Origin of the sequence: Massilia rhizosphaerae (genome assembly GCF_016093545.1) — a bacterium.
Lineage (GTDB): Bacteria > Pseudomonadota > Gammaproteobacteria > Burkholderiales > Burkholderiaceae_D > Telluria > Telluria rhizosphaerae.
Window position 1 is genome coordinate 434,405 of sequence record NZ_JADKYX010000001.1, and the last position, 23,351, is coordinate 457,755.

Genomic DNA, 23,351 nt, shown 5'->3' on the forward strand with positions numbered 1-23,351 from the left:
GATGCCATGGCCCTGGTCTGGACCGATGCGCTCGACACCGTCGACTGGAATGAACTTTCCGAGCTGTACCGCAAGGCGCCGCTGGGCGACAAACCGCCGGAGCGCCTCCGGACCGTGTTCTCGAACAGCATGTTCCGCCGCTTCGCGTACGAGGACGGGGTGCTGGTCGCCGCAGGCCGCGCGCTGGCCGACGGCTACGACTGCTCGTATATCTGCGACGTCGCGATCCTGCCGAGCCACCAGGGGCGCGGTCTCGGCAACGACCTTATTGCGCAACTGGTCGAGCTGTCGCGCGGGCACGCGAAGATCATCCTGTACGCGGTGCCCGGCAAGGAAGGCTTTTATGCGCGCCACGGCTTCCGGCGCATGACGACGGCGATGGCCGTGTTCGCGGACCCGGACAAGGCCGTGGCGCGCGGCTATCTTGAACCGTTTTGATAACCTATCTCGGTAGTCTCGAACTCGTAGGGTGGGCGGCCCCCGCCCACCAACCGTATGCGCCGCAGTAACGCATGGTGGGCACAGGGGTGCCCACCCTACTGGAACAGGCTCTAAATGGCCGACGGCGCGTGCAGGCGCTGCGCGGCCGCGAGGAAGTCGTCCTTCGAGATGCCCGGCAGCGTCAGCACCTGCGCATCCGGATACTGCGCGAAGTTGCGGTCGATCGAGCGCAGGTAGGCGGGATCGTAATGCTCCACGAGCAGCTGGTCCACCAGCTCCGGCATCCGCCCCGTGTTCGCGAGTTCGTGCCAGGCATCGATGCGCGCGCGGCCGTGCAGTTGCACGAGATGATCCAGCTGGGCGTTCAGCAGGGCCGGATCGGCGCAGAAGTGGTCGTAGTCTTCCATCAGCAGCTGCACGCGCAGCGGGCGCTCCAGCTGCAGCGCGATGCAGGGCGAGGCGCGCATGCGTTCCATGACCGCGTCCGGCACACGCAGGTTGCCCACCTTCTTGCTTTCCGATTCGACGAACACGGGCCGGGCCGGGTCGAAGCGCCGCAGCGTATCCCAGATGCGCGTCTCGAACATCTTCTGGCTCGGCTGCGGTTCGCCCGGCAAGTGGCCCAGCACGGAGCCGCGGTGCGCCGCGAGGCGTTCCAGGTCGAGCACCTGCGCGCCGACGGACGCCAGCGTCTCCAGCAGGCGGCTCTTGCCGCTGCCCGTCGTGCCGCAGACGACGCGGAACCCGAGCGGCGGCGGCGCGTCCAGCGCGGCCGCGACGTAGGCGCGATATGCCTTGTAGCCGCCGTCCAGCTGCACGACGGGCCAGCCGATCTTGGCGAAGATCAGCGCCATCGAGCCGCTGCGGTTGCCGCCGCGCCAGCAGTACACGAGGGGCTTCCAGTCCTTCGGTTTGTCGGCGAACAGCGTCTCGACGTAGTGCGCGATGTTGCGCGCGACGAGCGGGGCGCCGATCTTCTTGGCCTCGAACGCGCCCACCTGCTTGTAGGTCGTGCCGACGAGGATGCGCTGGGCGTCGTCCAGGGTGGGGCAATTGATGGCGCCCGGGATGCGGTCGAGCGCGAACTCGGACTCGCTGCGCGCGTCGATGATGGTGTCGAACTGGTCGAGCATGGGCAGGACGTCGTCGACGCCGAGGACTGCGGGGTATTTCATTATCGTTTTACGAGGGGCGCGAATTGCGGCCAGATGTTGTTGAGGATGGTCGGGTGCGCCGCCGCCAGCGGGTGCAGGCGGTCGGCCTGGAAGTTGGCCATGTTCTGCGCGACGCCGTCCAGCATGAACGGCACCAGCGGCACCTTGTACGTGCCGGCGAGTTCCTTGTACATGCGGGCGAAGCGCTCCGTGTAGGCGCGGCCGTAGTTGGGCGGCATGCGCATGCCGACGAGCAGGACTTTCGCGCGGTTCTGCTGCGCCAGCCGGATCATCGTGCGCAGATTGTCTTCCGCGGCCGGCACCGGCAGGCCGCGCAAGCCGTCGTTGGCGCCCAGTTCCAGCACGACGACGTCCGGCTTGTGCTGCCGCAGCAGCGCGGGCAGGCGGGTGCGGCCGCCGCTCGTCGTCTCGCCGCTGATGCTGGCGTTGACGACGCGGGCGTCGATGTTCTCGCGCTTCAGGCGCTGTTCGAGCAGGGCGACCCAGCCCGTGCCGCGCGCGAGGCCGTATTCGGCCGACAGGCTGTCGCCCACCACGAGCACGGTTTTTGGGGCAGAATAGGCGCTTCCCGGCGCGGCGATCGCAAGGACCGCGATGGCCACGATCGTCCATTTCCTGAGTAGAGCAAGCATGCGTGATATTCCCGAGGCGTCAAAAGGCGGTGCAGGACAAGGCGGCACGGGCAGGCCCGCGATCGAAGTCGCCGGCCTGTCCAAGCGCGTGGCGGATGCCAGCGGCGAGCTTACCATCCTGCACGACGTGGATTTTACCGTGCAACCGGCCGAGACGCTCGCCCTCGTCGGCGCCTCCGGGTCCGGCAAGTCCACCTTGCTGGGCCTGCTGGCGGGTCTCGACACGCCGTCCTCGGGCAAGGTCGTGCTCGACGGCACGGACATCTTCGCCCTCGACGAGGACGGCCGCGCCGCGTTCCGCAAGGCCAGGCTGGGTTTCGTGTTCCAGTCGTTCCAGCTGCTCGCGCACCTGAACGCGCTGGAAAACGTGATGCTGCCGCTGGAGTTGCGCGGCGACGGCGACGCGCGCGCGAAGGCCGAGGCGATGCTCGGCCGCGTGGGACTGGGCAGCCGCCTGCGCCACTATCCCAAGTACCTGTCGGGCGGGGAACAGCAGCGCGTCGCGCTCGCCCGCGCCTTCGTCACGGAACCGCCGCTGCTGTTCGCCGACGAGCCCACCGGCAGCCTCGACGCCGCCACCGGCGAAGCCGTCATCCGCCTGATGTTCGACCTGAACCGCGAGCGGGGTTCCACGCTCGTGCTCGTCACCCACGACCCCGCCATGGCCGCGCGCTGCGGCCGCATCCTCACCATTTCGGCCGGCCGGCTCGTCGCCTGATTGCGTTGTCCGGTGTGCGCGTGCCGATGCACGCCGCATTTCTGCGCTCGACTGACTCTTCTCAAGCCGGATTCGTTTGCAAATTTGACAATGGACTCCCGTTCGCCCCGACGATGGGGCGTGTTGCCGTAGCAACCTTCTGGAGGATGTCGACATGACCAAGCGATTCCGCAATCGCGTGCAACAACTCGCCGCAGCCGCCGCATTCCTGTGCGTGACCCATGCGCAGGCCGCTCCCATCAACCTGCCCATCGTCAGCGACAGCACCTGGCGCAGCACCAGCGTCGCGCCGGGCGACTGGACCGCCATCAATTTCGACGACAGCGCGTGGGACCACGCGTACGCGCCATATCCGAACGGCGTCACCACGCCTGCCGACATCGTCGGCGGGCCGACGGCGGCCCAGCTGATGTGGGATTGGCCCCGCCCGGGCGTGCCGGACGGCCAGAACGGTCCGAACGAGGCCTGGTTCCGCTACACGTTCGATCTCGCGCTGACGCCGGACGCGCTGCCGGTGCTCGCGCAGGCGCTCGTCATCGCCGACGACGAGTTCGAGATGTTCGTGAACGGCATCCGGTACGACTTCGGGCGCTCGACGGCGCTGTCCGACAACAAGCGCGCCAATGGCCAGCCGAACCCGCTGCTGGCCGACTTCACGAGCCTGCTGCGCAACGGCACCAACGTCCTCGCGATCCACGCGGCGGACGGTTCGCTGGCCGTGCCGCACGACCAGCTCTACGAGTTCGTCTTCTTCGACGGCCGGATCCGGACGGTGCCCGAGCCGGGCTCGGTGCTGCTGCTGTTGTCCGGTTGCGTGCTCATGACCGGCACCCTGGCACGCCGGCGGCGGGGCCGCTAAGCGCGGCGGCGCCGGGCCGGTGCCGCGTGCGGACGCTCAGGTGCGACAGGCGTCCTCGACGAGGGCATTGAGCTCGGCGCGGATCGCGCGCGGCAGCTCGCCTGCCGTCAGCCCGACGGGCCCGGCGCCGCTCGCGACCAGCCGGTCCGCGGCCGCGCCGTGCAGCCAGACGCCCGCCAGCGCCGCTTCCCACGCGGGCCAGCCCTGGCTCAGCAAGGTGCCGATCAAGCCCGCGAGCACGTCGCCCGTGCCGCCGGTGGCGAGGCCGGGATTGCCGGTCGTATTGATCGCCACTTCGCCGTCCGGACGCGCGATGACGCTGCCCGCGCCCTTCAGCAGGACGACGGCATCCAGGCGCTGCGCCAGCTCGCGCGCATTCTCCAGGCGGTCGGCCTGGACGACGGCGGCCGTCACGCCCAGCAGGCGCGCCGCTTCCAGCGGGTGCGGGGTCAGCACGGTGGCGCCGTCGTGGGCGGTCAGGCGCGCGGCCAGGTCGGGGCTGGCCGCGCACAGGTTCAGCGCGTCCGCATCGACCAGCAGCGGCCCCGTGCCGTCGACGACCTTCGACAGCAAATGCGTGGCGCCCGCCGATTCGCCCATGCCCGGGCCGGCGACGACGGTGCGGCCGTCGAACGCGAAGCCGGCGCCGTCGCGGAACATGATCTCGGGCTGCAGGGGATCGAGGCCCGGCCCCGGATCGACGGCGGCCACGAACACGCGGCCCGCACCGGCATACAGCGCGGCGCGCGCGGCCAGGATGCCCGCGCCGGCCATCCCGCGCGCGCCGCCCAGCACGGCCACGTCGCCGAAGCTGCCCTTGTGCGAATTGCGGCGGCGCGGCGCCAGCAGACCGGCGAACAGCGCGGGCGCGTTGAGCCGCGCGTGCGCCACCTCCATGTGCAGGGTGGCGGTGCCGAGGCGGTTGACGTGGACGCGGCCCGCGTGGTCGCAGCCGTCGCCCGTGTGCAGGCCCGGCTTGTTGCCGAGGAAGGTGATCGTGTGCGTGGCGCGCACGGCGACGCCGTCCGGGCCGACGACGCCGCCGGTGTCGGCATCGAGGCCGCTCGGCACGTCCAGCGCCAGCACGGGGCATGCTATGCCGTGCGAGCGTTCGACCAGCTCGCGCGCGCGTCCCGCGAGCGCTCGCGCGAGGCCGATGCCGAACAGGCCGTCGACGACGAGGCAGCAGCCATGGGCGTCGTCGATGCCTTCCACGAAGCGGGCGCGGCTGGCCTGCGCGCGCTCGAGCGCGCGTTGCGCCTCCGGCGACGGCGCCGCGCCCGCCAGGTGCACGACGTCGACACAGGCACCCAGGTTGGCCAGGTTTGCCGCGACTTCGAGCGCGTCGCCGCCATTGTTGCCGGGCCCGGCCAGCACGAGGATGCGCCCCGTCGGCAGGCCGCCCAGCACTTCGAGCGCATAGGTGGAGGCGGCCTCGCCCGCGCGCTGCATCAACGCGCCGGGCGGAAGCTGCGCTTGCGCGGCCTGTTCGATGGCGCGGATCTGCGCGACGCTGTAGAGGGGTTTGTCCATGCGGGCTCCAAAGACGAGGGTGTTCCAAAAGCGTGCATTTTGCCAAATTCACGGCGGGGCGCGACTACAATAGCCGCTGGCTTGACTATACGAGGAAAACCGATGGATTGGCAGTTCTGGATCGACCGCGGCGGCACCTTCACGGACATCGTGGCCCGCCGGCCGGACGGCAACCTCGTCACGCACAAGCTGCTGTCGGAAAATCCGGAGCAATACCGCGACGCGGCCGTCGCCGGTATCCGCCACCTGCTCGGGCTGGCGCCGGGCGCCGCGATCCCGGCCGGACAGGTGGACGCCGTCAAGATGGGCACGACGGTCGCGACGAACGCGCTGCTCGAGCGCAAGGGCGAGCCGACCGTGCTCGCCATCACGAAAGGCTTCCGCGACGCCCTGCGCATCGCCTACCAGAACCGGCCGCGCCTGTTCGACCGCCACATCGTGCTGCCGGAGCTGCTGTACGGACGCGTCGTCGAGATCGACGAACGCATGGGCGCGCACGGCGACGTCGTCACGCCGCTGGACGAGGCGGCCGCGCGGCGCGACCTGCAGGCCGCGTACGATGCCGGCATCCGCGCGTTGGCCATCGTGTTCATGCACGGCTACCGTCACCACGCGCACGAGGACGCGGTGGCGCGCATCGCGCGCGACATCGGCTTTACGCAAGTCTCGGTCTCGCACGAAGCGAGCCCGCTGATGAAGCTCGTGGCGCGCGGCGACACGACCGTCGTCGACGCCTACCTGTCGCCGATCCTGCGCCGCTACGTCGACCAGGTGGCGGCCGAACTGCCTGGTGTGCACCTGCAGTTCATGCAGTCCAGCGGCGCGCTGACGGACGCGCGCGCGTTCCAGGGCAAGGACAGCATCCTGTCCGGCCCCGCGGGGGGCATCGTCGGTATGGTGCGCGCGAGCCGCCTGGCCGGCTTCGAGCGCATCATCGGCTTCGACATGGGGGGCACGTCGACGGACGTCTCGCACTTCGCCGGCGAATTCGAGCGCGCGTTCGAGACCCAGGTGGCGGGCGTGCGCATGCGCTCGCCGATGATGAGCATCCACACCGTCGCGGCGGGCGGCGGCTCCATCCTGCACTTCGACGGCAGCCGCTACCGCGTCGGGCCGGACAGCGCCGGCGCGAACCCGGGGCCGGCGAGCTACCGGCGCGGCGGGCCGCTGGCCGTCACCGACTGCAACGTCATGCTGGGCAAGATCCAGCCCCGGCACTTCCCGCACCTGTTCGGCCCGGGCGGGGACCAGCCGCTCGACGCCGACGCCGTGCGCGCCGGCTTCGCGGCGCTGGCCGGCGACGTCGAACGCGCGACCGGCACGCGGCCCGCGCCGGAAGCGGTGGCCGAGGGGTTCATCCGCATCGCCGTGGGCAATATGGCCAACGCGATCAAGCAGATCTCGGTGCAGCGCGGCCACGACGTGACGGATTACACGCTCACGAGCTTCGGCGGCGCCGGAGGGCAGCACGCCTGCCTCGTGGCGGACGCGCTGGGCATGAAGACGGTGTTCATCCATTCGCTGGCGGGCGTGCTGTCCGCGTACGGCATGGGCCTCGCGGACCAGGGTGCGTTGCGCGAGCGGGCCGTCGAGCGCCGGCTCGACGACCTCGACGCCGGCGCGCTGGCGGCCGAACTCGACGCGCTGGCCGCCGCGGCGCGGGACGAGCTGCTGGCGCAGGGCGTGCCGCCCGAGCGCATCGACTTGCTGCGCCGCGTGCACCTGCGCTACGAGGGCACGGACGCCGCCATCGTCGTGACGGACGGCGACCGCGCGCAGCTGCGGGCCCGGTTCGAAGAGGCGTACCGGCGGCGCTTTTCCTTCCTCATGCCGGGCAAGGCGCTCGTCGTGGAGGCCGTGTCGGTGGAGGCGCTGGGGCGCGCCGACGCGCCGCCCGGGCAGCCGGCGGCGGGCACGCCCCGCACGGGGACGCCGGCGCCGTTCGAGATTGTCCCGATGTACGCCGACGGCGCCTGGCGCGACACGGGCCTGTTCCGGCGCCAGGACATCGCGCCGGGCCACGTCGTCGCCGGCCCGGCCATCATCGCGGAAGCGAATGCGACGACGGTCGTCGAACCGGGCTGGCAGGCCGAGGTCACGCCGCACAACCACCTCGTGCTGCGCCGCGTCACGGCGCCGCCGCCGCGGCATGCGATCGGCACGACTGTCGATCCGGTGATGCTGGAGATCTTCAACAACCTGTTCATGTCCATCGCCGAGCAGATGGGCCTGCGCCTGCAGAACACGGCGTACTCCGTCAACATCAAGGAGCGTCTCGACTTCTCCTGCGCGATCTTCGACGCGGACGGCAACCTCGTCGCCAACGCGCCGCACATGCCCGTGCACCTGGGGTCGATGGGGGAAAGCATCAAGGCCGTGATGCGCAAGAACGCGGGCACGATGCAGCCCGGCGACGTCTACGTGCTGAACGACCCGTACAACGGCGGCACGCACTTGCCGGACGTGACGGTGATCTCGCCCGTGTTCGACGCGGCCGGCGGCACGATCCTGTTCTACGTGGGATCGCGCGGCCACCACGCGGACATCGGCGGCACGACGCCGGGCTCGATGCCGCCGGATTCCGCGCACATCGAGGAAGAGGGCGTCCTGATCGACAACTTCAAGCTCGTGGAGGGCGCGGTCGGCGTGCTGCGCGAGGTCGACGCACGGGCGCTGCTGGCCGGCGCGCGCTGGCCGGCGCGCAATCCGGACCAGAACCTGGCGGACCTGCGCGCCCAGGTGGCGGCGAACCAGAAGGGCGTCGAGGAATTGCGCAAGATGGTCGCGCACTTCGGCCTGCCCGTCGTGCGAGCGTACATGGGGCATGTGCAGGACAATGCCGAGGAAGCGGTGCGACGCGTGATCACGGCCCTGTCGGACGGGCATTTCGTCAATGAACTCGACAACGGCGCGCGCATCGAGGTCGCCATCCGCGTCGACCGCGCGGCGCGCAGCGCGGAGATCGATTTTACGGGCACCTCCGCCCAGCTCCCGAACAACTTCAACGCGCCGTCCGCCGTGTGCATGGCGGCCGTACTGTACGTGTTCCGCACGCTCGTCGACGACGAGATCCCGCTGAACGCTGGCTGCCTGAAGCCGCTGAAGGTGATCATTCCGCCGGGATCGATGCTCAATCCGCATTATCCGGCGTCCGTCGTCTCCGGCAACGTGGAGACGTCGACGTGCATCACGAACGCGCTGTACGGGGCGCTCGGGGTGATGGCGGCGGCGCAGGGCACGATGAACAACTTCACGTTCGGGAGCGCGCGCTACCAGTACTACGAGACGATCTCCGGCGGCTCCGGCGCGGGACCCGGTTTCGACGGCACGGACGTCGTGCAGACGAACATGACGAACTCGCGCCTCACGGACCCGGAAATCCTGGAATTCCGCTTCCCGGTGCGGCTGGACAGCTATGCGATCCGTCCCGGTTCCGGCGGGGCCGGGCGCTGGCACGGGGGCAACGGCGGCGTGCGCCGGATCCGCTTCCTGGAGCCGATGACGGCCGCGATCCTGTCCAACAACCGCGTGCACGCGCCGTTCGGCATGGCCGGCGGCGCGCCGGGCGCGCGCGGGCGCAACACCGTCGAGCGGGCCGACGGGCGCGTCGAGGAACTGGGCCACATCGGCAAGGTGGAGATGGGGGCCGGCGACGTGTTCGTGATCGAGACGCCGGGCGGGGGCGGGTACGGCCCCCCGTGACCGCGGCGCTTACGTGGAGATGCCGTACTTGCGCTTGGCCGCCGCCATCTCCGCGTCCAGCGCGGCCAGGCGCGGGTGCGCCGGGTCGAGCGCCCGGATGTGTTCCAGCTGTTCTTCCGACAGCGCGGCGAGCGGGTGGTCCCAGCCCATCTCCATGATCTGGCGGAGCACGCCGCCGACGACGGCGATCATCACCTGCAGGTTGTTCGGCGCCATGTGCAGCGCTTCCAGCAGGGTCTGGACGGCGCCGCGCACGTCCCCCATGTTGCGCTTCTCGTCCGCCACGCCGAGCAGGATCTGGGCCTGGGCGCGCAACTGCTTGCCCATGCCGTCCGCCAGGTCGGGCCGGCCGGCACGCACGAACACGTTCAGCGCCTGCTGGGCGGAAAGCGCGTCGTCGCCGTTCAGCGCGCCCAGCACGACTTCGGCCGCCTCGTCGTCCAGGCGGTGCGCGAGGCAGGATTGCGCGAGGCCGACGCGCATGGTCGGCGACAGCGCGCCGCCCGCGCGCACGGCGCCCACGGCCTGCTTGAGTTCCTTGACGGCGGCCGCGCCGTCGCCGGCCGCGTCGTGCAGCAGCGCCACCGAGATCGACCGGCAGGCATCCGCCGCCGGCGTGCCGCGTAGCGAACGTTCGAGGTCGCGCACGACGGTCGACGCGGCGGCCGGATCGCCCTTGACGACGAGCGCCCGGACGAGGTTGACGTGGTCCTCGGGATTGCGGAATTCCGAGTAGCGCGAGCGCGTGACGACCTGGCGGAACGATTTTTCGGCGCCGTCCGCGTCGCCCGTCTCCAGCGCCACTTCGCCGAGCCGGCGCAGGCGGCGCACCACGTAGGGCGAGATCGCGACGGCGTTTTCCAGCGTCTTCTTGGCCAGGGCCGCGTCGCCCATCTCCTGCTGGCATCGGGCGAGCAGGTCGTAGGCGGCCATCAGCCGCGGGTTGTCCGCGACGATGCGTTCGAGCAGGGGAATCGCCTCGTCCATGCGGCCCAGGGCGGCGACGGCGCGCGCGAGCCCGAGCCGCGCCCAGCCCACGGGTTTCGCGGCCAGCACGTCGCGGTACACGGTTTCGGCCAGTTCGTATTCCTTCAGCGACGCGTGCAGTTCGGCGCGCAGCCGGGCGAAGTCGAGGGCGTACCCCGGGCGCGTGCGGGCCGATTCGATGGCGGCGTCGATCGCTTCGCGCGGCCGCGCCTGGGCGATCAGCTGGTAGACGGGGAGCAGCGCGGCGCGGCGCGCGACGGCCTTCTGGATGCGTTCGTGCAGGACCTGGACCGTGAAGGGTTTCAGGATGTAGTCCGTCGGCGTCAGTTCGGCCGCGCTGACGACCTTGCCGTACGTGCCTTCCGCCGTCAGCATGATGAAGATGGCCCAGGGCGGGATGATGCGGTGGTGGCGCAGGTCCTCGAGCAGTTGCTGGCCGTCCTGGCCTTCGCCGCTCGTCGTCCCGCTGCCGAGTTCATACTCGCACAGGATGATGTCGAAGGACTTGCGGCCGAGCGCCTTGATCGCGGTGCTCGCGTTCACCGCCGATTCGACGCGCGTGACGCCGGATTGGGCGAGCATGTTCTGCAGGTTCGCGCGCACGCCGGGGTTGGGGTCGACGATCAGTACGCTCAGCTGAGCGCCCAACTGATTGTTCGGCAAGGTGCCGGTCTGGCTGGATGAGCTATTTTCTGGCATGCGTGTCGGTATCCGTCGGGCCCTATTTCAGCACTACGATACCGGTAAGCTGAAAGGTCGGCAACTTTTCGCCACCGGTGCGTGGCGGGCGGGAGACCAGGAGGGGGCCGACGCTGTATAATACCGGGCTTCTTTCACCCGCAGCCACGCTGCATCAACCGACTTTCAAGCCATGTTGATTCTGCCGGGTTCCAACGCCCTTTCCGCCTTCCGTAGCCAACGCCTCCTCGCGCAACTGCAAGCCGTCGCCCCGACGATTGCCGGCGTGTCGGCGCGCTACTACCACTTCATCGACGCCAGTGTGCCCCTCACCACGGAGGACACCGAGCGCCTGACGGCCATGCTCACCTATGGCGAGCCCGTGCCGGCAACGCAGTACGAGGGCGTGACCGAGGAATTCTTCGTGATCCCGCGCCTGGGGACGATTTCCCCGTGGGCGTCGAAGGCCACCGACATCGCCCACAACTGCGGCATGGCGCACATCCACCGCGTCGAGCGCGGCGTCGCCTTCCAGGTCGTCCTGAAGGGCGGGATCCTCGGCACGGGCTTCGGCGCGCCGAAGAAGCTGGCCGGGAACGAAGTGGCGGCCGTCGCCGCGTTGCTGCACGACCGCATGACGGAAACGGTGCTGCGCAGCGCGGACCAGGCGCAGGCCCTGTTCACGGACCTGGAGAGCCGCCCGTTGGACCAGATCGACGTGCTGGGCCGGGGCCGCGCCGCCCTCGTGGAGGCGAACGGCACGATGGGCCTGGCGCTGGCCGAGGACGAGATCGACTATCTGTTCGACGCATTCTCGCGCGCCCAGCGCAACCCGACGGACGTCGAGCTGATGATGTTCGCACAGGCGAACTCGGAGCACTGCCGCCACAAGATCTTCAACGCCGAGTGGACCATCGACGGCGCGAAACAGGACAAGTCCCTGTTCCAGATGATCAAGAACACGCACCAGCTGCAGCCGAAGGGCACGATCGTCGCGTACAGCGACAACTCGGCGATCATGGAAGGCGCCGAGGCGATGCGCTTCTTCCCGCAGGCCGGCAGCCAGGCCTATGCGCCGGTGACGCAGCTGACGCACACGCTGATGAAGGTCGAGACCCACAACCACCCGACGGCGATCTCCCCGTTCCCGGGCGCCTCGACGGGCGCCGGCGGCGAGATCCGCGACGAGGGCGCGACGGGCCGCGGCGCCAAGCCGAAGGCGGGCCTCACCGGCTTCACCGTGTCGAACCTGTATTTGCCGGATGCCGTGCAGCCGTGGGAAAACGCGGCCGACGTGAATTCCGCCGACAAGGCGGGCGCCGACAAGGTCTACGGCAAGCCGGAACGCATCGCGTCGCCGCTGCAGATCATGGTCGAGGGCCCGCTGGGCGGCGCCGCGTTCAACAATGAATTCGGCCGTCCCAACCTCGGCGGCTATTTCCGCGTCTACGAGCAGAACGTGGGACCGACCGCCATCGGCGCGAACACGGTGTACGGCTACCATAAGCCGATCATGATCGCGGGCGGCATCGGCAATATCTCGAACGAGCACACGCACAAGAACGACATCCCGGTGGGCAGCCTGCTGCTGCAGCTGGGCGGACCGGGCATGCGCATCGGCATGGCCGGCGCGGCCGCGTCGTCGATGGCGACCGGTACCAACACGGCCGACCTGGACTTCGACTCGGTCCAGCGCGGCAACCCGGAGATGGAACGCCGCGCGCAGGAAGTCATCAACAGCTGCTGGCAGCTGGGCGCCGCGAACCCGATCATCTCGATCCACGACGTGGGCGCGGGCGGCATCTCGAACGCCTTCCCGGAAATCACGAACGACGCCAAGCGCGGCGCCACGTTCGACCTGCGCAAGGTGCCGCTGGAAGAAAGCGGCATGTCGCCCAAGGAAATCTGGAGCAACGAGTCGCAGGAGCGCTACGTGCTGGCCATCGCGCCGGACGACCTGGCGCGCTTCGCCGCCATCTGCGAACGCGAGCGCTGCCCGTTCGCGGCCGTGGGCGTCGCGACGGAAGAGCGCCAGCTGCGCCTCATCGACCCCATTACAAACACGTCGCCGGTCGACATGCCGATGGACGTCCTGCTCGGCAAGCCGCCGAAGATGCACCGCAACGTCGAGCACGTGACCAACGCGTTCAAGCCTGTCGACGTGACGGGCCTCGACCTGGAAGAAGTGGCGCGCCGCGTGCTGCTGCTGCCGACCGTGGCCGACAAGTCGTTCCTGATCACCATCGGCGACCGCACCGTCGGCGGCATGAGCGTGCGCGACCAGATGGTCGGCCCGTGGCAGGTGCCGGTGGCCGACTGCGCCGTCACGACGCTGAGCTTCGAAGGCTACAAGGGGGAAGCGATGGCGATGGGCGAGCGCACGCCGGTCGCCGTCATCGACGCCGCCGCGTCGGGCCGCATGGCCGTCGGCGAGGCCATCACGAACATCGCGGCCGCCCCGATCGCCGACATCTCGGCCATCAAGCTGTCCGCCAACTGGATGGCCGCGTGCGGCCAGCCGGGCCAGGACGCGGCGCTGTACGACACGGTGAAAGCCGTCGGCATGGAGCTGTGCCCGGCGCTGGGCGTGTCGATCCCTGTTGGCAAGGACTCCCTGTCGATGCGCACAACATGGAAAGACGGCGGGAACGACGACGGCGAGGGCAAGGCGGTGGTGTCGCCGGTGTCGCTGATCGTGTCGAGCTTCGCGCCCGTCACCGACGTACGCAAGACGCTCACGCCGCAGCTGCGCACGGACCTGGGCGACACGTCGCTGATCCTCATCGACCTGGGCCGCGGCAAGAACCGCCTCGGCGCATCGAGCCTCGCGCAGGTCACGCAGCAGCTGGGCAACGACACGCCGGACGTCGACAACGCGGCCGACCTGAAGGCCTTCTTCGGTGCGATCCAGAAGCTCAACGGCGACGGCAAGCTGCTGGCCTACCACGACCGCTCGGACGGCGGCCTGTACGCCACGCTGTGCGAGATGGCGTTCGCGGGCCGCGCCGGCGTCTCCGTCAACCTCGACATCCTGACGATGGAAGGCGAGCACGCGTCCGACCACGGCGACGCCAAGAACTGGGCGAGCCAGGTGGGCGAGCGCCGCAACGACCTGACCTTGCGCGCGCTGTTCAACGAAGAGCTGGGCGCCGTCGTGCAGGTGAAGACGGCCGAGAAGTCGGACGTCATGAACGTGCTGCGCTCGTTCGACCTGGGCGCCTGCAGCCATATCATCGGCAAGGTGAACGACCGCGGCGTCGTCGAATTCACGCGCGACACGAAGGTCATCTACAGCAAGCGCCGCAGCGAATTGCACCGCCTGTGGAGCGAGACGAGCTGGCGCATCGCGCGCCTGCGCGACAATCCGGCTTGCGCGGACCAGGAATACGACCGCCTGCTGGACGAGCAGGACCCGGGCTTCACGCCCAAGCTGGTGCACGACACGACCGTCAACATCGCGGCGCCGTTCATCGCGACGGGCGCGCGTCCGGCCGTGGCGATCCTGCGCGAGCAGGGCGTCAACTCGCACATCGAGACGGCATGGGCGATGCACCAGGCGGGCTTCGACGCCGTCGACGTGCACATGAGCGACCTGATCGCCGGCCGCGCGACGCTGGGCGACTTCCAGGGCTTGATCGCCGTCGGCGGCTTCTCGTACGGCGACGTGCTGGGCGCCGGCGAAGGCTGGGCCAAGACGATCCTGTTCAACGCCGAGCTGAAGGCCGCGTTCGCGCAATTCTTCGGCCGCGGCGACACGTTCGGCCTGGGCGTCTGCAACGGCTGCCAGATGATGAGCAACCTGAAGTCCATCATCCCGGGTGCCGAGGCGTGGCCGAAGTTCACCCGCAACAAGTCGGAACAGTTCGAAGCCCGCTTCGGCATGGTCGAGGTGATGGATTCGCCGTCGATCTTCTTCCAGGACCTCGCGGGCACGCACGCGCCGCTGGCGATCGCGCACGGCGAAGGCTTCGCGGACTTCTCGCAGACGGGCGATTTGTCCAAGGTCGTCAAGGCGCTGCGCTACATCGACAATCGCGGCGCCGCGACCGAGGTGTATCCGTTCAACCCGAACGGCTCGCCGGAAGGCCTGACGGCCGTGACGACGCCGGACGGACGCTTCACCGTCATGATGCCGCACGCGGAGCGGGTGGCGCGTACGGTGACCATGTCGTGGCATCCGGATGGCTGGGGCGAGGAGTCGCCGTGGGCGCGGATGTTCCAGAATGCGCGGAAGTGGGTGGGCTGAGTCCAATTCGTCGGTCTGCCTGAAGCGCTCCCGAGGGGGCGCTTTTTTTTGAAACCGCGGCCGCGTGCTCGTGGCGCTTGGAGGCCCGGGCGCTTTCGGTTATCGTTGTTTCGCCATGTTGTCCGCAGTCACCGATAGCACCTTGGACCGTGTTTCGCTCGCGTGCGCCGCGTCAAGAGAGTACGAAAGGTATTTGACTTGCGGTAATTACATGTCTACCATCATCAAGTTGCATTGACGCAATGTTTATGAGGAGACATATATGAATATTTATCTCGTGGGTCATGGGGCCTGGAACACGCAGGAAGGCTGGTTCACGGTCCCGGCCGGCGTCACGATCCACTTTTATTGCAAGCACCAGAAGAAGTTCGACAGCAGCTGGGAATGGCCGCTGAAGGAGGGGCAGGAGCCCGTGCACCGCGACTATGTTCACCAGGTATGCCGGCCGGGCGAGCGTTGCATCGATTATTGGCTGACCTATCCCGGCGGCATCAGCTCGACCGCCAACTTCAAGGAAATGCACCCGATCAAGGCGCCGGCCTATATCGGCGCCAATATGCACGATGGCGGCTTCTACGCCGTCAAGGAACGCTCCGAAGACGCGTGGTATGCACGCCTGTCGTGCATCGCCGATTCGCTCGCCCAGCCGTGCGACCTGCACTGGTTCGCGTGCCGCGACGAGATGTCGCCGGTCACGATCGGCGTGGACGACCTGTATCGCGAAGCGAACAGCTACCCCGGCAAGCAGCTCCAGCGCAAGCTCTGAGGATCACGCGGCCAGCCAGGCGGCGAGCGCCAGCCCCGCCGGCACGGTCTGCACGAACAGGATGCGCCGCGACGCGGTCGCGGCGCCCCACACGCCCGCGATCGCGACGCAGACGAGCCCGAAGATGACGAAGGCGCGACCGATGTGCGCGTCCGGATGCAGCAATCCCACCGCCAGCATCGCCACCAGGAAGCCGTTGTAGCAGCCCTGGTTGGACATCAGCGCGGCCAGCGCGTCCACCTGGCCTTCCTTGATGCCGAACACCTTCCTGCCGCGGGTGCGGAACAGGACGGTTTCGATCAGCACGATGTAGACGTGGATGGCGATGACGACGGCGGTGAGGACGGTGGCGATCAGCAGCATGGACATTCCAGAAAGTACGATGAATGTACTCTACCGTATCCGGGCGCGCCTGTGGGACTCCGAGTGCCCGCCGACGCGCGCGAACTTCGCGTTCATGTCGGCAAAGGTCAACCGGGTATCGATCGTCCGGTACACGCGCATCGGCCGTCCGTCCGGACGCGGCTCGTAGCTGCCGTCGTCCGCGATGCGCGGGGTGGGGCGGACGTCGTAGGCGCTCGACGCGCTGTCCGGGTCGAACGAGGACTGCAGCGCCGTGAGGGTGACGAGCGGGCTGTCGCCAAGGATATAGGTTTCACCCAAGCCACCCCGCATGAGTGCGTCGACGCGCGCCAGTTGCCGCAACAGGAAGGTGCCGAGCCGGCCGGCGCCGCGCAGGCCGGCCGCGAGTTCGGCGTGGCTGACGATGAGTTGGCGGTAGACATTGCGCGGCACCTGCCAGATCTCGACGTCGCTGCGGTTGAAGATCCACTGCGCAGCCACCGGGTCGATCGTGAAGTTGTATTCCGCGTCGCGGCGCGGCGGCACGCCCGGCAGCATGTCGTCGTGTTCCCGTCCGCCGATCCACACGAGCTTCAGCCTGCCGCCGATGCGGGGCTCGAGCATCAACGCCGCGGCAAGGTCCGTCAGGCCCGCGCCGGCGGCATAGTAGAGCGGCAGGCGGGTATCCGTCCGCAACGCCTCGGCGACGATGCGGCGAGCCGCCTCGTTCATCGCGGGCGCTTCACCCTTCGACAACGCGCCGTTGCGGCCCGGTACGACGGGCGGTCGGCGCGCCAGGTTCATCGCCGCATAGAGCGCACGCACCTTCGCCACGGCGTTGTCCGGCTGGCGCGCCGACCTGTCGAGGAAGTCGCCCGGGTGGATGTGGGAGCCGATCACGAACGGAATCTCGACCGACGGCGAGGCCAGGTGATGGGCCAGCTGGAACAGGCCGTCGGGATCCCCGGAGAAATCGTTGTCGACGATGACCCGCTGGCGCGGCGCCGCGGTCAGCGCCAGGGCGAAGCACGGCCTGCCGAGCGTTGCCGCGGCATGGCCCGCGCACAAGAGGGCCCTGCGGCCGGCCGACGGCCCGTTGGCTCCAGGCATGCCGTCAGCGCATCAGCTTGTCCAGCTCCGGCTGCATTTCACGCTGCCAGATCTTGTAGCCGTCCCCGTTCGGGTGCAGCAGGTCGGGGAAGATGGTCTTCGACAGCGTGCCGTCCGGCGCCAGGAACGCCTTGCCGATGTTGAGGAAGAACACGTGCTTGCCGTCGGCCAGCTTGGGCAGCATCGCATTGACCTTTTCGTTGTTCAGACGCAGGGCATCGTCAGGCTTTTCGCCGCGCGGGAAGATCGCCAGGAGCAGGATCTTGGTGTGCGGCAGGTGCTTCTCGATTTCCTGGATGTCGCGCTTGATGCCGGCATAGATCGTCTCGGGTGCGTCCTGGCGCAGGCCGGTATTGTTCGTGCCGATCATCATGACGGCGACTTTCGGCGCGATGCCGTCGATCTCGCCATGCTGCAGGCGCCACAGGACGTTTTCCGTGCGGTCGCCGCCATAGCCCAGGTTCAACGCATGGTACTTGCCCCAGAACTGGTCCCACAGCGCCTTGTCGTCCTTTTCCCAGTTATGGGTGATGGAGTCGCCGATGAACACCAGGTCGGTCGGCTCGCCGGCGGCCTTGCGGCGCGCGATCTCCGCCAGTTTTTCCTTGTGGCGCGGCATCCACCAGTCGAGCGACCACGATTCGTTCAGCGGCGACGGCGTCACGCTGACGGTGCGGTAGTCCGGGCACGTCGCGTTCGGCTTGCCGGCCTTGTCGATGCGGATGTTGGCGATCTCGACGTCGCCTTCGCCCGTGCCGTCCAGCGCGAACGGCGTCGTCACGGCGCTGAAGTCGTCGCCCTTGCGGTAGAAGCACGACAGCGCATAGCTCAGGTGGCGCCAGCCCTTGCCCTGGGCGGCCCGCGCGTCGATCACGTCGGTGACCTTGCGCTCGCAGTCATGGCCGCAATTGAGGCGGTAGGAGAGGCCGCCCTTGGCCAGTTCGTTGACCTTCAGGTCGAACGATACCGTGCCCTTCGCCATATAGGGGCGCAGGTCGAGCGGGGCGGTTTCCAGGCGCGCGGTCGAGAACCAGGCGTCTTTCCATGTCAGTTCGAGCGCGTCGCCGTCGGCGTCCTTGCGCGTGCGGCGGGCTTCGACGACGGCTTTCGGCTGCTTGGCGTCATGGTCCATGCGGCCACTTTCTGCCGTCAACGGTTGCTGGACGTCGAAGTCGCCGAACATCACGCGGGCGCCCGCGAGGGGCTGGCCCACGTACAGGGGCAGGGTGGGCGCGGCCGGCGCGGCCATGGCGGCCGTCGCGCTCGTCGCGGCGAGGGCGGACAGGATCAGGGCGGTAGAATGGCGGAGGGTCATGGCGTCTCTTATTTCGTTGTTTGGTCGAACAAATTCGTCAAAAAAAAGCGCCCCGACGGAGCGCTTTCGTTTGTAGAACCAGCTTACTGGATCTTGGCTTTCTTCATCAGTTCTTCGCGGTATGCGGCCAGCTTGCGCTGCTGCAGTTGTTCCGCGACTTGCTGCTTGACTTCTTCCAGCTTCGGGAACTTGCTGGGGCGCACGTCTTCCAGCTTGATCACGTGCCAGCCGAACTGGGTGTGCACCGGGGTTTCGGTGATTTGGCCTTTTTGCAGCGAGGTCATGGCCTTCGAGAACTCAGGCACGAACGAGGCCGGGCTTGCCCAGTCCAGGTCGCCACCGTTCGGCGCCGAGCCCGGGTCTTTCGACTGCTTGGCCAGGTCTTCGAACTTGGCGCCGCCCTTCAGCTTCGCGATGATCTGCTTGGCTTCGTCTTCCGTGCCGACGAGGATGTGGCGGGCGTGGTATTCCTTGTCGCCGGCCTGTGCCTTGACCTTGTCGTACTCGGCCTTGATATCGGCATCCTTGACCGGGTTCTTCTTGATGTAATCGGCCAGCATCGCATTGATGATGATGCTCTGGCGGGCGTTGTCGATTGCGTTCTTGACGTCCGGACGGGTGCCGATACCTTGCTTGTCGGCTTCCTGGATCAGGACTTCGCGGCCGATCAGGTCCTTCTTGATTGCCTCGCGCAATTGCGGGGAATCGGTTGCCTTGCCCTGGGCGACGACCTGCTTGACCACCTGGTCAACCTTGGCCGCGGGGATGGGCTTGCCATTGACGGTCGCAACGTTCTGCGCGAACGACGGCAGGGCTACCATCGCGGTCATGGCTAACAACAGGCTGGCTGGCTTCACAATCATTTATTCGATCCTATCTAAAACCGGTGGTGGTGCCGGTGGTCAACACGAAAAGTCGCCGCGGCGACGAAATCCGGCGGCCAGGGCCGCCGGCGCTGCAATGTTACTGTACCTTTGCCTTCTTGACCATTTCTTGCTGGTACGCGGCCAGCTTTTGCTGGGTCAGCGCTTCCGAGATCTGCGGCTTGACCTGGTCCAGGCTCGGCAGCTTGGCCGGGCGGACGTCGTCCAGCTTGATCACGTGGTAACCGACTTGAGTCTTGACCGGGGTGTCGGTGATCGCGCCTTTCTGCAGATTGGTGAAGCCGGCGGCAAATTCCGGCGGGAACGACGACGGGCTCGCCCAATCCAGGTCGCCGCCGTTGTTGGCGGTGCCGGTGTCTTTCGACTGCTTGGCCAGGTCTTCGAACTTGGCGCCGGCCTTCAGCTTGGCGATGGCGGCCTTCGCTTCGTCTTCCGTCGCGAACAGGATATGACGGACGTGGTATTCCTTGTCGCCCGTCTGCTTCGCGTAGCGGTCGTACTCGGCCTTGATGTCGGCGTCGGTGACCGGGTGCTTCGTGATGTAGTCGCGCGCGAGGGCGTTGATCACGATGGTCTGGCGGGCGTTTTCCAGCGCCGCCTTGACCTCGGGCTTCTTGTCGTAGCCTTCCTTGATCGCCTGCTGCATCAACACTTCGCGCGAGATCAGGTCCTTCTTGATCGCCTCACGCAGTTGCGGGCTGTCCGTGCCCTGGCCTTGCGCCACGACCTGCTTGACGATGGCGTCGGCGCGCGAGGACGGGATCGCCTTGCCATTGACCACGGCAAGGTTCTGTGCGAACGAAGGCGAGTATGCAAAGGATGCGGCGATGGCGATCAGGGCTAACAGCAGCCGCGCTGGCTTAAAAGTCATTTCGATTCCTGTGAGGGGGTTGCTTGGACGAAGATTGGATTAATTATTGTGATGCGTAGCGGATTTTGGGACAGCTAACTTAAACCTACCTGAAAATCGCGCCGTTACGACAATTCGGACGGTGCGATGGCGGTGATCGCCAGGGCATGTATATCGAGGTGCATCATACCTTGCACGGCATCATATACCAGTCGATGACGCATGACCAGCCTCAGTCCTTCGAAGCGTTCAGAAACGATTTTCACTCTGTAGTGCCCCCCGCCGGAGGCCGCGCCGGCATGGCCGGCGTGCAGGTGCGAGTCGTCGCCGACTTCCAGTACGGACGGGTTCAATGCGGCCGCGAGAAGCTGGCGGATGCGTTCCACGCGGTCGTCCCGCGGTGCCGGCGCGTTCATGCGTCCCCCTTGCCGTGATCGGGTTGTTCGTGCTCGTCGATGTACTTCGAGAGCATCAGCGTCTGCACGACGATGAAGGCGAAGAATATGCCTGTGATGCCGAACAGCTTGAAGTTCACCCAGGCGCCCGTATTGCCCTTGAAGACGATGAAGGCCATGACGAGGTTCAGCACGCCGATGGCGGCGAAGAACGTCATCCACGCATAGCCGACCTTGGCCCAGACGGCGTCCGGCAGCTTGATCTGCGCTTCCATCACCTTGCGCATCAGGTTGTTGCGGAATCCGACCTGCGCGACGAACAGCGCCAGCGCGAACGCCCAGTACAGGATCGTCGGCTTCCATTTGATGAAGCTCTCGTCGTGGAAGTAGATGGTGGCGCCGCCCGTCACGATGATGACGCCCAGCGACAGCCACAGCATGCCGTCGACCTTGCGGCCGCGGGCCAGCAGGTAGAGGATCTGCAGGATCGTCGCGACGATACCGACGGCCGAGGCCAGCATGATCGGCGATTGTTCGGGCGTGACGTTGCCGCCCGAGATCAGGCCGCCCATATATTGCACGGCGAGCGCGTGCGCCGCGTCCTGGTGGCCGTCCGCGAATTTGTAGACGAGAAAGAAGAGGATGACCGGGAACAGGTCGAACAGGAATTTCATGGGGGACTCGGTTTCGTTCAGATCGGTTCGAAGCGTAGCGCGGCGGAGTTGATGCAATAGCGCAGGCCGGTCGGCGGCGGGCCGTCCGGGAACACGTGGCCCAGGTGGGCGTCGCAGACGGCGCAGATGATTTCCGTGCGCACCATGCCGTGGCTGCGGTCGGTCTTCTCGATCACGTTGTCCGGATCGAGGGCGCGGAAATAGCTGGGCCAGCCGCAGCCGGACTCGAACTTGGCGTCCGACTCGAACAGCGGCGTGCCGCAGCACACGCAGCGGTAGATGCCGTGCTCGTGGTGGTCCCAGTACTTGCCCGTGAACGCGCGTTCGGTGGCCGCGTGGCGCGTCACCTGGTATTCCATCGGATCCAGCTGGGCGCGCCATTCGGCGTCCGCCTTGGTCACTTTTGTCACTTTTTCGGTCATGATGTCTCTGTCGTCTTGGAATCAGGAAGAGCAGCTCACTTCGAGTTGGGCGGCCCAGTCCGGCGGCAGTGCCGCATAGTCGTCGTGCTCCGGCTGGTCGTCGAACGGGTGCTCGAGCACGGACAGCAGCCTGTGCACTTCCGAGTAGTCGCCATTCTGCGCTTTTTCGATCGCGACCTGGGCGAGATAGTTGCGCAGAACATACTTGGGGTTGGCGGCGTGCATCGCAACCCGGCGCGTCGCATCGACGCTTCCTTCCTGGCGCAGCCGCGCGCGGTAGCTTGCCGCCCAGGCGTCGAACGCCGGGCGGTCGAGGAACAGGTCGCGCAGCGGCGCGTCGGCCGCGTCGCGCCCGGCATCGGGCACGTCCACCTGCAACTCGCCCAGGCGGCGGAAGAACAGTGTGAAGTCGACGTGGTTCTCCTGCATGAGCTTGAACATATCGTCGGCCAGCGCGCGGTCGTTCTCCTGCACGGATTTGAGCCCGAGCTTGGCATGGACAAGTTCATCGAACTTTTCGCCGTAGGCATCGACATAGACGTCGAGCGCGGCCTGCGCCGCGTCCTGGTCTTCGATCAGCGGCAGCAGGGCGTTGGCGAGCGCATAGCAGTTCCAGTGGCCCACGGGCACCTGGTTCGCGTACGAGTAGCGGCCGCCCTGGTCCGTGTGGTTGCAGATGTGGTCGACGTCGAACGCTTCCATGAACCCGAACGGGCCATAATCCAGGGTGATGCCCAGGATCGACATATTGTCCGTATTCATGACGCCATGCATGAAACCGACGGCCTGCCAGTGCGCGATCAGCCGCGCCGTGCGGCGCGTCGCTTCCTCGAGCAGGGCAAGGTAGGGATTCGGGGTGCCGGCCAGCTCCGGATAGAACGTCTCGATGACGTAGTCCGCCAAGGTGCGCAATTCGTCCGGCTTGTCGCGGTAGCGCCAGTGTTCGAAGGAACCGAAACGCACGAAGCTGGGCGCCATGCGGGTGACGACGGCGGCCGTCTCCACGGTTTCGCGGACGACCCGCTGGTTCGAGCCCGTCACCATGAGCGCGCGCGTCGTCGGGATGCCGAGGGCGGCCATCGCCTCCGAACACAGGAATTCGCGGATCGACGAGCGCAGCACGGCGCGGCCGTCGCCCATGCGAGAGTACGGCGTCATGCCGGCGCCCTTGAGCTGCAGCTCGATCCTGCCGTCAAGGCCGGCGACGTCGCCCAGCAGGATCGCGCGGCCGTCGCCCAGCTGGCCCGCCCAGTGGCCGAACTGGTGGCCGGAATAGACGGCGGCCAGCGGCTGCGCGCGGGGCGGCACCTGGTTGCCCGTGAAGACGGCGACGAAATCGTCGTGCGCGAGGTCGACCGGATCGAGACCGACGAGCCGCGCGGCCGGACCGCTGGCCGCGACGAAGTACGGCGCGGGCAGGGGCGTCGGCATCAGGCGCGTGTAGAACGCGGGCGGCAATTCGGCAAAGGAATTGTCGAATGGCAGGTCGTCGGCGGTGCGGGTGCTGATAACGCTTCCTTGGTTGCATTGGTTCTCGGTGCGCGGATTTTACCCCACACGCGCGGATTCTATGGGCGAGGGCCGTGCGTGGCCTATCCGGGTTACATTCCGTAACGGTTCTG

The 23,351-nt window shown here is 67.6% G+C and carries 19 protein-coding genes; 6 read left to right on the forward strand and 13 right to left on the reverse strand.

What is annotated here, in order from left to right:
• Nucleotides 1-6: 6 nt before the first annotated feature.
• Nucleotides 7-438, forward strand: a complete 432-nt coding sequence (locus ISF28_RS01860; RefSeq protein WP_198115421.1) for a GNAT family N-acetyltransferase — start codon at nt 7-9, stop codon at nt 436-438.
• A 113-nt stretch (nt 439-551) separates the two neighbouring features.
• On the opposite strand, the gene mnmH is transcribed toward ISF28_RS01860, so the two are convergent.
• Nucleotides 552-1,616, reverse strand: coding sequence for a tRNA 2-selenouridine(34) synthase MnmH (gene mnmH / locus ISF28_RS01865; protein ID WP_198115422.1), 1,065 nt, complete (start codon nt 1,614-1,616; stop codon nt 552-554).
• Nucleotides 1,616-2,248, reverse strand: a complete 633-nt coding sequence (locus ISF28_RS01870) for an arylesterase (RefSeq protein WP_198115423.1) — start codon at nt 2,246-2,248, stop codon at nt 1,616-1,618. Before ISF28_RS01870 ends, mnmH begins: the two co-directional genes overlap by 1 nt.
• Between ISF28_RS01870 and ISF28_RS01875 the strand changes: the two genes are divergently transcribed.
• Together ISF28_RS01875 and ISF28_RS01880 are read left to right on the forward strand one after the other, a co-directional pair.
• Complete coding sequence (locus ISF28_RS01875; protein WP_198115424.1) at nt 2,247-2,966, forward strand: ABC transporter ATP-binding protein; 720 nt, start codon at nt 2,247-2,249, stop codon at nt 2,964-2,966. The genes ISF28_RS01870 and ISF28_RS01875 overlap by 2 nt on opposite strands.
• 154 nt (nt 2,967-3,120) lie before the next feature.
• On the forward strand, nt 3,121-3,825 hold the full coding sequence (locus tag ISF28_RS01880) for a PEP-CTERM sorting domain-containing protein (RefSeq protein ID WP_198115425.1): 705 nt from the start codon (nt 3,121-3,123) through the stop codon (nt 3,823-3,825).
• A gap of 36 nt (nt 3,826-3,861) precedes the next feature.
• Here ISF28_RS01880 and ISF28_RS01885 read toward each other — a convergent pair whose 3' ends face one another.
• On the reverse strand, nt 3,862-5,358 hold the full coding sequence (locus ISF28_RS01885; protein WP_198115426.1) for an NAD(P)H-hydrate dehydratase: 1,497 nt from the start codon (nt 5,356-5,358) through the stop codon (nt 3,862-3,864).
• Between the two features lie 102 nt (nt 5,359-5,460).
• On the opposite strand from ISF28_RS01885, the gene ISF28_RS01890 reads away from it, so the two are divergent.
• Nucleotides 5,461-9,060: a hydantoinase B/oxoprolinase family protein gene (locus ISF28_RS01890; RefSeq protein ID WP_198115427.1), complete on the forward strand. Its 3,600-nt coding sequence runs from the start codon at nt 5,461-5,463 to the stop codon at nt 9,058-9,060.
• Nucleotides 9,061-9,069: 9 nt separating this feature from the next.
• Here ISF28_RS01890 and ISF28_RS01895 read toward each other — a convergent pair whose 3' ends face one another.
• Complete coding sequence (locus tag ISF28_RS01895; RefSeq protein WP_198115428.1) at nt 9,070-10,746, reverse strand: tetratricopeptide repeat-containing response regulator; 1,677 nt, start codon at nt 10,744-10,746, stop codon at nt 9,070-9,072.
• A 172-nt stretch (nt 10,747-10,918) separates the two neighbouring features.
• Between ISF28_RS01895 and purL the strand changes: the two genes are divergently transcribed.
• Together purL and ISF28_RS01905 are read left to right on the forward strand one after the other, a co-directional pair.
• On the forward strand, nt 10,919-14,971 hold the full coding sequence (gene purL, locus ISF28_RS01900) for a phosphoribosylformylglycinamidine synthase (RefSeq protein WP_198115429.1): 4,053 nt from the start codon (nt 10,919-10,921) through the stop codon (nt 14,969-14,971).
• A gap of 262 nt (nt 14,972-15,233) precedes the next feature.
• Nucleotides 15,234-15,737: a putative adhesin gene (locus ISF28_RS01905; RefSeq protein ID WP_198115430.1), complete on the forward strand. Its 504-nt coding sequence runs from the start codon at nt 15,234-15,236 to the stop codon at nt 15,735-15,737.
• A 3-nt stretch (nt 15,738-15,740) separates the two neighbouring features.
• Here ISF28_RS01905 and ISF28_RS01910 read toward each other — a convergent pair whose 3' ends face one another.
• From ISF28_RS01910 to ISF28_RS01950, 9 genes are all read right to left on the reverse strand, one after another.
• The gene (locus ISF28_RS01910; protein WP_198115431.1) at nt 15,741-16,100 is read right to left on the reverse strand and encodes a DUF1304 domain-containing protein; all 360 of its coding nucleotides are present in this window, start codon (nt 16,098-16,100) and stop codon (nt 15,741-15,743) included.
• Between the two features lie 30 nt (nt 16,101-16,130).
• Complete coding sequence (locus ISF28_RS01915) at nt 16,131-17,189, reverse strand: nucleoside hydrolase (protein WP_198115432.1); 1,059 nt, start codon at nt 17,187-17,189, stop codon at nt 16,131-16,133.
• 4 nt (nt 17,190-17,193) lie between these two features.
• A complete protein-coding gene (locus ISF28_RS01920; protein WP_229518805.1) occupies nt 17,194-18,504 on the reverse strand; it encodes a putative glycoside hydrolase in 1,311 nt (436 codons plus the stop codon).
• Nucleotides 18,505-18,587: 83 nt separating this feature from the next.
• The gene (locus tag ISF28_RS01925) at nt 18,588-19,367 is read right to left on the reverse strand and encodes a peptidylprolyl isomerase (RefSeq protein WP_198115433.1); all 780 of its coding nucleotides are present in this window, start codon (nt 19,365-19,367) and stop codon (nt 18,588-18,590) included.
• Nucleotides 19,368-19,467: 100 nt separating this feature from the next.
• A complete protein-coding gene (locus tag ISF28_RS01930; protein ID WP_198115434.1) occupies nt 19,468-20,259 on the reverse strand; it encodes a peptidylprolyl isomerase in 792 nt (263 codons plus the stop codon).
• A gap of 104 nt (nt 20,260-20,363) precedes the next feature.
• The gene (locus ISF28_RS01935) at nt 20,364-20,654 is read right to left on the reverse strand and encodes a BolA family protein (protein ID WP_198115435.1); all 291 of its coding nucleotides are present in this window, start codon (nt 20,652-20,654) and stop codon (nt 20,364-20,366) included.
• A complete protein-coding gene (locus ISF28_RS01940) occupies nt 20,651-21,307 on the reverse strand; it encodes a septation protein A (RefSeq protein ID WP_198115436.1) in 657 nt (218 codons plus the stop codon). The genes ISF28_RS01935 and ISF28_RS01940 overlap by 4 nt, the downstream gene beginning before the upstream one ends.
• A gap of 17 nt (nt 21,308-21,324) precedes the next feature.
• Nucleotides 21,325-21,729: a peptide-methionine (R)-S-oxide reductase MsrB gene (gene msrB / locus ISF28_RS01945; protein WP_198115437.1), complete on the reverse strand. Its 405-nt coding sequence runs from the start codon at nt 21,727-21,729 to the stop codon at nt 21,325-21,327.
• A gap of 21 nt (nt 21,730-21,750) precedes the next feature.
• On the reverse strand, nt 21,751-23,238 hold the full coding sequence (locus tag ISF28_RS01950) for a protein adenylyltransferase SelO (protein WP_198115670.1): 1,488 nt from the start codon (nt 23,236-23,238) through the stop codon (nt 21,751-21,753).
• Nucleotides 23,239-23,351 lie beyond the last annotated feature (113 nt).

Coding starts and splice junctions, on each gene's coding strand:
- ISF28_RS01860 (WP_198115421.1), top strand. CDS start 7: ATGGCCCTGGTCTGGACCGATGCGCTCGACACCGTCGACTGGAATGAA.
- mnmH (WP_198115422.1), bottom strand. CDS start 1,616: ATGAAATACCCCGCAGTCCTCGGCGTCGACGACGTCCTGCCCATGCTC.
- ISF28_RS01875 (WP_198115424.1), top strand. CDS start 2,247: ATGCGTGATATTCCCGAGGCGTCAAAAGGCGGTGCAGGACAAGGCGGC.
- ISF28_RS01870 (WP_198115423.1), bottom strand. CDS start 2,248: ATGCTTGCTCTACTCAGGAAATGGACGATCGTGGCCATCGCGGTCCTT.
- ISF28_RS01880 (WP_198115425.1), top strand. CDS start 3,121: ATGACCAAGCGATTCCGCAATCGCGTGCAACAACTCGCCGCAGCCGCC.
- ISF28_RS01885 (WP_198115426.1), bottom strand. CDS start 5,358: ATGGACAAACCCCTCTACAGCGTCGCGCAGATCCGCGCCATCGAACAG.
- ISF28_RS01890 (WP_198115427.1), top strand. CDS start 5,461: ATGGATTGGCAGTTCTGGATCGACCGCGGCGGCACCTTCACGGACATC.
- ISF28_RS01895 (WP_198115428.1), bottom strand. CDS start 10,746: ATGCCAGAAAATAGCTCATCCAGCCAGACCGGCACCTTGCCGAACAAT.
- purL (WP_198115429.1), top strand. CDS start 10,919: ATGTTGATTCTGCCGGGTTCCAACGCCCTTTCCGCCTTCCGTAGCCAA.
- ISF28_RS01905 (WP_198115430.1), top strand. CDS start 15,234: ATGAATATTTATCTCGTGGGTCATGGGGCCTGGAACACGCAGGAAGGC.
- ISF28_RS01910 (WP_198115431.1), bottom strand. CDS start 16,100: ATGCTGCTGATCGCCACCGTCCTCACCGCCGTCGTCATCGCCATCCAC.
- ISF28_RS01915 (WP_198115432.1), bottom strand. CDS start 17,189: ATGCCTGGAGCCAACGGGCCGTCGGCCGGCCGCAGGGCCCTCTTGTGC.
- ISF28_RS01920 (WP_229518805.1), bottom strand. CDS start 18,504: ATGACCCTCCGCCATTCTACCGCCCTGATCCTGTCCGCCCTCGCCGCG.
- ISF28_RS01925 (WP_198115433.1), bottom strand. CDS start 19,367: ATGATTGTGAAGCCAGCCAGCCTGTTGTTAGCCATGACCGCGATGGTA.
- ISF28_RS01930 (WP_198115434.1), bottom strand. CDS start 20,259: ATGACTTTTAAGCCAGCGCGGCTGCTGTTAGCCCTGATCGCCATCGCC.
- ISF28_RS01935 (WP_198115435.1), bottom strand. CDS start 20,654: ATGAACGCGCCGGCACCGCGGGACGACCGCGTGGAACGCATCCGCCAG.
- ISF28_RS01940 (WP_198115436.1), bottom strand. CDS start 21,307: ATGAAATTCCTGTTCGACCTGTTCCCGGTCATCCTCTTCTTTCTCGTC.
- msrB (WP_198115437.1), bottom strand. CDS start 21,729: ATGACCGAAAAAGTGACAAAAGTGACCAAGGCGGACGCCGAATGGCGC.